We start from the raw sequence: 11,421 nt of genomic DNA, 5'->3' as shown, positions 1-11,421 counted from the left end.
AAAGAGCGCAAAGATGTTACGCAAGGTTCGCAAAGGTTTTTTTTCTCATTTTGTGTCATTTCGATCGAAGAGAGAAATCACATTAGAAACTCGATACAGAATGTCGCCAATCTTTTTCGTATCCTACGTGTAATTTACTTCGTCTATTCACTGTCCTTCGAGTCCCCTTCGGTCGATATTGACAAGCTTAGTAGCTATTTAATCGTAAAGTTCTATCTATAGAGCTTTGCGAACCTTACCTTTTTTAAAGTCTTAGCTCTAAAAAAACTTAGCGTTCTTTGCGGTAAAAAAAAACTAACTATTACTCTCAGAATAAAAATAAAGCACGAGCATCACACAGTTCTCTGTTGTTCGGTTTTGAGGCACGTGTGGATGTCTTCCGTTGAAGCACAATGAATCACCTTCATTGACAACCACTTCTGCATCATCAATAATATAAGTCACACTTCCTTTAATGATGTATTTGAACTCCCAGGCATCTGTAATTACTTTTTCGCGTTTACAGTTGGGTTCCACGTCAAGAATTACAGCTTCAAAACCAATAGAGTTAATGCTTTTACTGAAAATATGATAGTAGTTAAAACCGGTGGTTTCGGCACGGTCCTCTTTTTCTATCTTTTGATAATCGTCTTTTTTAATATGAATGTACTTCGCATTCTTGGTATTTTCAACACCTTCAAAAAAATAACTCACATCCGTATTTAAGGATTGTATCAATTCAATCAAAACGGGTAGGGAAGGAATTGTTCTTCCGTTTTCAATTCTGGAAATCAAACCGTTGCTAACTCCGGCTCTGTTGGCTACTTCGTGTATGGTTAATGCATTTTTCTTCCTGATCTCTTTTAATCTCTTTCCAATACCAATTAAAAAATCTTCCATAATAAAACTTCAGTTTAGTATGGTAAATATAACACAATTAGCGGGTGAGTTGCAAAAGAAGAGAAGTCTTAGTGTGAACTTTTGTATTTTCTATAGCTAGGATTATAGCCCACGGATTATACGGATTCGTTTCACGAAAACACGGATCAAAACGGATTTTTAGAGGAATAAAAGACATTATTATGATAAAATAATCCTATCCCAGATAAAACAAAAAATAATCCGTGAAAATCCGCGTTTTCGCCTAGCGAATCAGTATCATCCGTTTACTTTTTTTAGTACGGCTTTAAAACAAAAAAGAAGTTTTATAAAAAAGGAGCGAAATCAATTCACCGTGACATTTCTTACCCTGGCTTTTTTAATGAGGTTGAGTGACTCTCTAATCAGAAATTTTATTTCAAGAGGTGGAGTTTTACGCCCTTCATGTTTGTTTTGTATTGGACCATCTATGTCCATTTTAGCTGTCTGTAAATCTCTTTCAAAAGCTTTGAGAACCTGATTTTCGATAGTTGAATGTTTTTTGTAGTAATAGATTGCATTGTGCAGATCTTCGATATGACCGGTAAAATCTAAGATTGCTCTTTTGGATATTGCCCGATTGTAGTAAATAGAAAACTCTAAAGGATCAGTTTCAATGGCTTTGTCGAAATCCTCAATGGCATTATAATGGTAATCCAGTTTTTGAAGACAGGTTCCTCTTAAGGCATAAACCCCCTGATCAAATCCGGAATTGATCGCACAGTTTAAATGAAGCAGGGCATCCTGAAACCGATTCGACAAATAAAACTGTCTGCCCTTTTCCAAATGAAGAGAACCATCATTAGAAACGGGTTTTGAAAGTCTTTCCGTAAACTTTTTTATTACTAAAGTGTTGAACCATTTCATGCTCTTGAGATTTTAGCCAACAGATTAAACAAGTCCTAAAAAGATTTATTAGAAATGGGGGGATTAAATTTAGGTAATTTTTTGAAATATAACAACTTACGATTATTTTTATTTCGAAGAACACAGCAAAAGGATCCTAATTACCGAATAGGTAAGAAAATTTTTCCAAAGAAATACAACAACTGAATAAAGTGATTTGCTTCGTCAAAAAGCTACTTTTTCTTTCTGCCGAGCCAAATGATTAGTCCTGTAATAGGTAATGTCGCAGCAAAAAGACAAACCAAAAAAGCAATTATTTTAGTGGTCAATCCATAAACACTTCCGGTATGAATAGGATACATCAGACGTTTCAGTTTGTCACCGTTTGAATAGGATTTGTAAGGTCTGTTTTCAATATTTTCCGCTGTATACTTATCAAAATAAGCCGAGCTGGATTGATGTGGAATGATTCTTTCCAGATCTTCCTTCAGAACCGTAATACTATTGATTGTATCCACCGGCATTCTAATTTGGATATTTCCGGTATAAGGAAAAATACTGTCGGTCTTATTGTAAATACTTTGATAAAAAGCAGTATTATTGAGTTTAGGATCTATTTTTGTTGGATTCTTTACTTTTAAAGACACTTTTTTACTGGTAGTTCCATCGGCCATTAAATAAAGGCCATTTTGAAACCAGTCAAAGGCAAAGGAAAGACCGGTTAGCGAAATAATAAGCAAAGCTAAGAAGCTGTAAAAGCCAAAAGTAGAATGAAAATCCCAATTGATTCTTTTGAAGGAACCGCTCCATTTTACCTTTAGTCGTTGTTTTAAATTTTTAATCTTTTTCGGCCACCATAAAACCATACCTGTGAGCAGCATCAGAACAAAAATAATACAGGAAGATCCCATAATAAGCTGCCCGGCATCACCCATTAGCAATTGTCTGTGGAGGGAAAGCACTACTACAAAAAACCGACTTTCCTGAGGTGTTGTGGCGAGCACTTTTCCGGTATAAGGATCAATAGAAAAAAACTGTGCCTTTTTATCGGCATCCTTTGCCAGAATTTGGAAGGTACGCGAAGGATCATTGAAGGTATAAATTCGGGTAATTTTTTTGATGCCGTACTGTTTCTGAAGAACGTCTGTACAATAATCAATTGTTTTTTTGGTCGTCCCTACAGATGAAACCTGATAGTATTGAGGATGTAAGAATGAGTCAATTTCTTTTTCAAAAACTAAAATACTGCCGGTTAAGGCCGCAATAAAAACGATTAAACCTGAGCCAAGCCCCAGCCATAAATGTATTTGTCTGATCGTTTTTTTTATTCCTTTCTTCATTTAGTAGCTTATTTGGTTTTATAGGCACTCTGGTTCACACCGTAATGGTATCATTTTCTGTTAGAATTAAACTTGAATCCACAGAAAATGCGTCGCAAATTTATACTTATTTAGACTAAATCTTTGTTTTTTGAATGAAAAAAAGAGCCGTAAAACCTCAAAAATGCTTATTTATTAACTTTTGAATGGAGTAGTCTTAAACTTTGAGAAGAGAAAACTTACAGATTGATTTTGATTCGTTTTGTGGCATTCGTACAATTTTTTAAGCTGATGCTGTTGTAATATTGCTTTTTTATCAAGAAACTGATTTATTTTCTGACAAAGGTGCATGAATTATTAAAAATTCTATAGAATAAATCGAAATAATACTTGTTAAACAATTATTAATCTTTATTTTTGCACTGTTTTTATTAATTCTAAATAAGAATAAAATCACTAACCAAAAAATTAAAATCAATGAAATATCTTAGTTTAAGAACATCAAAGTTTTTATTTATTATCAGCCTTTTATTTTCGGTATTTTCTTCTTTTGCACAACAAAATGGTGGAAAAATTAAAGGACAAATTACAACCTCTGACGGAAAATCGGCTTCGGGAGTTATTATTACACTTAAAAATTCAAGATATAAAACCATTTCAAATAGCGACGGCAGCTTTAGACTGAACAAAATAGCAGAGAATATTTATACTCTGCAAGCTTCATTATCGGGCTACGAAACGATCGAACAGGAAGTTACGGTTGCCAACAATGAAACGACCAATGTGACTTTGCAATTGAAATTTAATGGTAAAGAAACCAACGTTTCTGAAGAGAATGGCGATCAGTTAGATGAGATAATCGTCTCGGCCAGTAGAAAAGTAGAAACTTTATCAAAAACACCTTCTTCGGTAACTGTCATTAATGCTAAGGATATTGAAGATTTATCGATTGTGAGTCCAAATATTGCCAATATTGTGGCATTTGCGGTTCCAGGCTTAGGATCGGGTACAAACAATACAGGGAATTACGGTCAGACACTTCGCGGTAGAAATCCCTTAGTTTTGATTGATGGAATTCCGCAATCGACGCCATTGAAATCTGCAGGACGTGAGCTGCGTTCTATAGATCCTTCTGTAATTGAACGTATCGAAGTCATTAAAGGAGCAACTGCTATTTATGGAAATGGTGCTGACGGAGGTTTGATTAATTACATTACAAAATCAGGTAAAACTCAAAAGAAATTCGCCGGATACAGTGAGGCAGGAACTAACGGAAATATAAAAGGTGACAGTACATTAGGATACCGCTTCAATCAGCAGTTTTATGGGAAAATCAGTAAGTTCAACTATATGGTAGGCGGAACTTATGAAAAAACGGGTGTTTTTCGTGATGGAGGAGGGAAGGTTATTTCTCCTGAGTACGGATTAGGAGAAACTAAAACGTATAATGTGTTTACTAAAGTAGGTTACGATTTAACCCCTAAGCAAAGAATTGACTTCATGTACAATTATTTCAGTTCGAATCAGGATTCGGATTTTATCCTTAAAAATGGAGTATACGGAGTAAGTCCTGCAATTGGAGTATTGGGAAACAGGCCTGGTGTAGACGAAGGAAATCGTTACAATCACAATGCGAATCTTCAGTATGTAAACAGAGGGATTTTTGGGAGCACTTCACTTACAGCGAATTTGTATTTTCAGGATTTCCTGACGGCATTTTCTAACTCTACTTTTTTCTACGGAAGCGGACAATCACAAACGGCATCTACCAAAAAAGGGGTAAGAGTATATTTGAATTCTCCTTTTGTAATTTCGTCAAACTTCACGGGTGATGTGACTTACGGATTCGATTTATTGAACGATAAAACGAACCAAAAACTGGTAGACGGACGTGTTTGGGTTCCGAACATCGATATGGTCAATCTGGCACCTTATGCACAATTATCGACACAGCTGTTTGGTGACTGGAATGTAAAAGCGGGTTTACGTGCAGAAAACATTAAAATCAATATCGATGATTACAATACTCTTGCTACCGGTGCAAATGGAGCGGGAAGTATTGCTGTAAAAGGGGGAAAACTTAATTATGATGCTTTTGTTTTTAACACAGGTATTCGATATTCAAGATTTAAATTCTTCAATCCTTTTGTGAGTTTTTCTCAGGCTTTTTCTGTATTTGATTTAGGAAGGGTTTTAACCAATGCAAAACAGGATGCCATCTCTAAGTTGGAGACAGAACCAATTATTGTCAACAACTATGAAGGAGGTTTTAGCAGTCAGTTAGGAAAATTCAATGTAAGTGCTTCTTATTATTTGAGTACATCAAAATTAGGAACCAATTTGATTCAGGTAGACGGATTTTTAGTAGCAGAACGTTTGCCGGAAAGAGTTTGGGGATATGAGGTTCAGGCCGATTACCAAATTCTTAAGGAATTGACAGTAGGGGGTAACTATGCCAATGTACAGGGAAGAGGGGATAAAGATTCTGACGGGAACTTTTACGGACCAAACGATATTTATTTGAAATCAAACCGAATTCCTCCGGTTAAAATTACAGGTTACGCAAAGTATGGCGGTAAAAGATTAAATGTTGAATTGTACTGGATGTATGTTGGTGATCGTGATGTTTTCAAACCAAATGCCAAAGGAGCTTATGCCATTGGAGAAGGACCAATTCATTCTTTCAATTTATGGAATCTGGCATCTGCTTATAAAGTAACAGATAGCATCCGTGTTAAACTTGGAATTGAAAATATATTCAATACAGATTATTATCCAACAACTTCGCAGTTTTTTGGTACAAATGCCAATTATACAAGAGGAAACGGTACCAGATTTAATTTAGCACTGGGGTATAGCTTCTAAAAGATAGCTTTCCAAATAATATTATTTTGTTTTTTTATTTAAAGGTTCCTGACGCAGTTTTGTCAGGAGCCTTTTTTTGTTTTGAAGGGTAAAAAAAGTCACAGTATTCAGTCGCAGTTTTCAGTTTTAATGTGTACTGATTACCGTGACTGAATACTGCGACTTGTTTTGAAAGATAAAAGAAATAGTCACAGTTTTCAGTCACAGTGCTCAGTTTTAATGTATACTGATTACCGTGACTGACTACTGCGACTGCAAACTGCAAACTGCGACTGAATACTTAAAACCTATAAAGCCCCTTCTAATTCCAGTGACTCCTTAAGTAAAGGATAGTTTACTTTTCCGTTTGGTGTAAGCGGAACGTCTTCTATGTGCATCACTTTTAAAGAACTGGCGTGAAGATTTAGTTTGGCTTTTAGCACTTTCAGAATCAATTCTTTGTTCATATTTTCGTCGGTGTACATTACGGCCAGATGTTTATCGTTTATTCCGAGGCAGATAAACGTTTGTCCGCCCAATGCATCTTTCAGCAACAATTCTGTTTCGTCAAGATTGAGACGTACTCCGAACAATTTCACGATTCGTTTGATCCGGCCTACAATATAGTAGTAACCTTCTTCGTCTTGTCTGGCCTTGTCTCCGGTGTGGAGTCTTTCCTGTTCCTCATAAAACTGAAGATCAGCTCTCACATTAGCATAACCGCCATAGACATTGGGACCAATGTAAATCAGTTCCTCTGTTTCGTTATCGATCTCAAAACGTCCATTTTTAACTGGTAAACCAATAGAAGTTCCTTTTCGCAACAGATCTTTCGGAGGCAAATAAGCCATACGACCGGAAGCTTCTGTTTGTCCGTACTGCGCAAAGAATTGTTTGCCGAATTTCTCACTAAAATCTGAAATTGCTTCAATTAGTTTGTGATTCAGCATTCCGCCCGTATGGGTCAGGTAACGTAAGGAAGGATGATCTTTCTTGAAGAATCCAATACTGTACAGCATCTCATAGAAGTACGGAACTCCACCTAAGGTAGAGTATCCGTACTTTTTGAAATCGGCCCAGAATTCTTTTTGAAAAGCATCTTTATCTGTACAAACAATCTGACTGGCTTTGATACAATTGGTGGTAAAAATCGACAAGCCATACACAAAATTGATCGGTACATTTAAAGGTACTACATCATCTGACCGGATTGGCATATACTCCATAATCGATTTTGCATTGTGTACCAGGTTTTCATCAGAAAGCCTAACAAATTTAGGCGATCCTGTAGTTCCGGAAGTGCTTAGCAAAAGTTTTATTTTGGCATGTATCGGGTAAATTAAATTTACGTTTCGTTTAAACAATACTATCGTTTCGGATGCATTTACAGCCGTATAGCCTTCTATTTCAGTTCGCGTAGGGTCATAGATATAATAAGGAGTATATTTCTGTTCCAGATTTTCCTTAAAATTTTCGAGTAAACCCATTCCCAACAAAGCAATCGTAAACCTGCTCTGGTAAAAATTTAAAAGCGTTTCAATAGCCGGTAACTGATTGTCATTGTAAATAAAAACAACTGAACGGATGTTTTCGATTTCCAGTGACTGATCCATTTCTGCAATAGATTTTGAAACTCCGGTACTGGCGTCGGTAAAAGTCAGCTTTTCATTTTTTCTGATTAAATCGTATAGTTCCATAAGTTTAGTGGTCTATTCTAATTGATTTCAAATCCGTATTTTTTAAGAATGTCTTTAATTTTTGCTACACTTCCCATCTCCAGAATGTCTTCCATTTCGATTGAGATTTTGTAAGTACTTTCAAGTTCTTCTACTAATACCAAATGACTCATCGAATCCCATTCGGCTATAGCCTGATATTCCAGTCCGTCGTTTACTGCCTCAACAGGAATTTCAAAAGCTCTTGCAAATACTCCGTGTAATTGTTCTATTGTACTCATTGTTCTATTATTTAATATTAAATTGATATTTATTATTTGTTGTCTAATGTTTTGTGATGTAATTTATATGCTATAGATATGATGCTCCTTTGGAGCTTTTACAAATGTTATCTCATCGGAACGTAATTCTATAGATATGACGCTCCTCCGGAGCTTTTGCAAAAAATGCGTTATAAATGCTATAAATATGATGCTCCTTTGGATCTTTTCACAAATGCTAAGCCCCATCGGGGCGAAATATTTATAGAAATTGGTAAAATCGTTTCAATAAACCCCAACGGGGTGACATATTTTGAACCGGTTTAGTTTTAAACCTTTGTATGTTTCCATTTTCCTTTTCGGAAAACAACGATACAAGCCACGGCCAATATAATTTCTGAAACAAGGATGGCCGTAAAAACACCATTGGAACCCAAATCAAAAGAAATTCCCAGGGCATAGGCAAGTGGAATCTGTATGACATAGAACATCAGGATGTAAAGCCAGGTCACCACTTTTACTTCGCCGGCCGCATTAAGGGCTCTTGAAATTACCATCGTATAACCTAATAATATGTAGGCTATCGAAATTAGATGAATGTACATGGTACTAAAAGAGATCACCTCAGGAATGTCAGTAAAGATTTTTATAACCGGAACAGCAAGGAATATCCAGCAAATTCCAATTAAAACCAGAAATCCCATGTTTAACATTCCCGCTCTCCAAACCGATTTTTCGGCACGTTCAGGCTGTTTGGCTCCCAGATTTTGTCCGGTTAAGATTCCTGCAGCATTTCCAAGACCCCAGGCCGGCATCGTAGCAATCGAAGTGACTCTTTGTGCCAGAATGTAACCTGCAAGAGCACTCTCGCCAAAATGCGACATGATCTTAATCATGAACACCCAACTTGATGCCGGAATGATAAATTGTACGGTACCGCCAAAAGCCAGTTTTAGTACTCTTTTGAAAATAGCAAGATTGAAGACCATTTGTGCCAGACCAATTTTTAACATGGTTTTTGCCCTTATCAGATACCAGGCCTGATACAACACTCCAATTACTCTAGCAATTAAAGTAGCCAGTCCAACTCCCAATAAACCGTATGCCGGAACAGGACCCCAGCCATAAATGAATACTGGACACAGTACAATGTTCAATGCATTGGAAAGCCAAAGTATTCTCATAGCTGTCGAAGCGTCTCCAACACCTCGAAAGATTCCATTTACGACGATTCGAAGAATCAAAAATCCGCTGGAAGCAAACATGACGATGCCGTAAGTTCTTCCTTCCTCAACCATAGCAGCCGAAAGTCCCATAGCACTCATAATATCAGTGGTACAGATGGTACAGACAATGCTAATCAGGGCGGCAATAGGTACTGTAGCATAAATCACCTGCATGGTGGTCTGACCTGCAGCTTTGAATTTTTTCTCGCCAATTCTTCTGGAAATCATCGCGGATGCCGCTATCCCCAAACCAATGGAAACCGAGTAACAAAAAGTGATAAAAGTAGTGGTCGCTCCCGCAATTGAAATGGCATTCGTGCCCAATCGGCTAACAAAGAACAGATTGGAACATACAAATAGGGATTCCATCAGAAGCTCAACCACCATTGGAACTGACAGTAAAAGAATGGTTTTGTTAATGCTGCCAGAAGTGAAGTTCTTTTCACTTCCGGCAAGAGAACGCCTTAATAAACCAAAGAAGGAGCGTGTTTTTAAAAGGGCTTCTTTCATTAGTTTTCTTTTGCTGTTACTATTTCTTCATGGATTAGCTGATGTAACGGATTCGGTACAAAACCACTTTTTTTCATGTGTGGAAATCCAGCCGTTTCTTCATAACCATTATACAAACGTCGGCTATTGAAAATAAGACGTTTGAATTCAGGTATGAACATATTGTACTTGTCGAATATTTCCTGAAGCTCAGGATGTTCTGCCTGATATTCGATGATAATATCGTAAACACAATTCCAGAATTCCTTCTCTGTGTAGTTAGCGTTTGTAATCATAACATGACTCAGGTATCTGAAGAAGGCATCAAAAATGGCGATAAGTATCGTTAACGGTGCATTTTCCGGATTTGGAGAGGCATTAAACAAGTTATCAATAAATTCCTGTGGCAATTTTTTCTTTGCTTCTTCATTAATTAAAATATCTCCCACAAAGTCCTGCAAAGCAATACGTGTTGGCACATAATCTTTTAGAATCAGAATCACATTTTGTCCATGTGGATCAATAGATAACGAATGCTGGTAATAAATCTGAAGCACTGGCTTAAGATACGCAGTCATATAAGCTTTGAGCCATTGTTCTGTAGAAAGACCTGACTTTTCTATCAGTTCTTGTACAAGACTTTTTCCGGTGTTGTCTACATATAATAATGCCGCCATCGTCATTAAATTCTCTCCTTCTCTAAGGGAATTTATAGGGCTTTCGCGCCACATAGCGCCCAAATATTCATTGTACTGGTAAGGAGGATTGTCAATTTTACTATAACTCGGGTGGGCATAGGTAACCGAAACGACTTCACCTAAAAGTACAACTCCCATTTTTTGCAAGTGCTCGTCTTTTTTAAGAACATTTTTCAGATACTCTGTCAAACGTGGCGCTATCAATAATTGTTTAGGCGACAAACCTCTAACATGGCTGGTGTTTAAAATAGACATTGATGTTTTTACATAATGTTTATGAGGTGCACTTTCGTTGAAAAAAGTACGGATGCTTTGTTGAGGGCTGTAAATGTCTTCGGTTAGCTCTAATGGGATAAGATGTTTGGAAGCAATATCATTAGAGAATTGCATCACGAGTTTATTTTGCCATTGCCATACATGCACCGGAATAAAAACATAATCATACGGATCTACATTTAATGCCGCTAACTTGTTTCTAAAGGCATCTAGTTTTTCTTTGCCAATTTCATTTTCATAAAAATCCTGATCGTTCACATCGGTCTGTAAACGCAGATTAGCTCTGTTTTTATGAGCAGCAATCCAAATTAAACGTGTTCTTTGATCAGACTCCGGATTGTATTTTGTATAATCTTCCGAGTCAAAACCAATACGCCCCTTGTTGACTATTACCCACGGGTGGCCATCCAGACTGTGTTCGATCGTTTGAAAATCAGCATCGGCTAGTTCCGCAGCAGGCACACGACGGTTTGACTGAATGTAAGCATCAGCGTATAAGGTGTGCAGTAACTCCTCGATATAATGGGCCAGGGTAAAAGAGTTGATACCAAAAGTTTCCTGAAGTTCGATAAAGAAATTCGGTACGTCGATATGTTCTAATTTTACTTCATGCTCCACTTTACAAAGGCTGTCTTTAACAATATGCCAATAGTTAAGAAATCTCGGATAAGCCGAAAAAGTATAGTAAATACTCGCGGTGTCGGTTTCTAATCTGAAATGGGTAAGTCCATCCTCATCTTTAGCGGTTATTTGAGGGTTCGCGACGTCTTCACGCATCAATTCCGAAATACTTTTGGCAAGTAAGTTTCGATTGACCTGATTCCAAATATCAGCGTTGAGGTGCTGAGCGTCTTTAAAGGTATTTTCTGGGGTTATCATCTGAGTTGATT

8 protein-coding genes are annotated in these 11,421 nt (G+C 37.0%); 1 reads left to right on the top strand and 7 read right to left on the bottom strand.

From position 1 onward, the window contains the following. Positions 1-294: 294 nt before the first annotated feature. From JO950_RS12245 to JO950_RS12235, 3 genes are all read right to left on the bottom strand, one after another. Positions 295-879 (bottom strand): helix-turn-helix domain-containing protein, encoded by a 585-nt coding sequence (locus JO950_RS12245; protein ID WP_173965216.1) that lies wholly within the window; start codon positions 877-879, stop codon positions 295-297. 324 nt (positions 880-1,203) lie between these two features. Then, complete coding sequence (locus JO950_RS12240) at positions 1,204-1,764, bottom strand: hypothetical protein (RefSeq protein ID WP_202702904.1); 561 nt, start codon at positions 1,762-1,764, stop codon at positions 1,204-1,206. A gap of 212 nt (positions 1,765-1,976) precedes the next feature. Continuing rightward, positions 1,977-3,083, bottom strand: a complete 1,107-nt coding sequence (locus JO950_RS12235; RefSeq protein ID WP_202702903.1) for a PepSY domain-containing protein — start codon at positions 3,081-3,083, stop codon at positions 1,977-1,979. Between the two features lie 456 nt (positions 3,084-3,539). On the opposite strand from JO950_RS12235, the gene JO950_RS22440 reads away from it, so the two are divergent. Further along, positions 3,540-5,927, top strand: coding sequence for a TonB-dependent receptor domain-containing protein (locus JO950_RS22440; RefSeq protein ID WP_202702902.1), 2,388 nt, complete (start codon positions 3,540-3,542; stop codon positions 5,925-5,927). 287 nt (positions 5,928-6,214) lie between these two features. On the opposite strand, the gene JO950_RS12225 is transcribed toward JO950_RS22440, so the two are convergent. The 4 genes from JO950_RS12225 to JO950_RS12210 all read right to left on the bottom strand — a co-directional run bounded on the left by JO950_RS12225 (position 6,215) and on the right by JO950_RS12210 (position 11,410). Further along, a complete protein-coding gene (locus JO950_RS12225) occupies positions 6,215-7,603 on the bottom strand; it encodes an AMP-binding protein (RefSeq protein ID WP_202702901.1) in 1,389 nt (462 codons plus the stop codon). A 17-nt stretch (positions 7,604-7,620) separates the two neighbouring features. Then, complete coding sequence (locus JO950_RS12220) at positions 7,621-7,863, bottom strand: acyl carrier protein (protein WP_173964189.1); 243 nt, start codon at positions 7,861-7,863, stop codon at positions 7,621-7,623. 308 nt (positions 7,864-8,171) lie between these two features. Further along, entirely contained in the window at positions 8,172-9,578 is a 1,407-nt protein-coding gene (locus tag JO950_RS12215; protein ID WP_202702900.1) for an MATE family efflux transporter, read from the bottom strand. Further along, complete coding sequence (locus tag JO950_RS12210) at positions 9,578-11,410, bottom strand: IucA/IucC family siderophore biosynthesis protein (protein ID WP_202702899.1); 1,833 nt, start codon at positions 11,408-11,410, stop codon at positions 9,578-9,580. The genes JO950_RS12215 and JO950_RS12210 overlap by 1 nt, the downstream gene beginning before the upstream one ends. Between the last annotated feature and the right edge of the window lie 11 nt (positions 11,411-11,421).

This window comes from Flavobacterium sp. UGB4466 (assembly GCF_903469665.1).
GTDB lineage: Bacteria > Bacteroidota > Bacteroidia > Flavobacteriales > Flavobacteriaceae > Flavobacterium > Flavobacterium lipolyticum.
The sequence above is the reverse complement of the archived record's forward strand: the minus strand, read 5'-3'. Positions and strand labels throughout refer to the sequence as shown.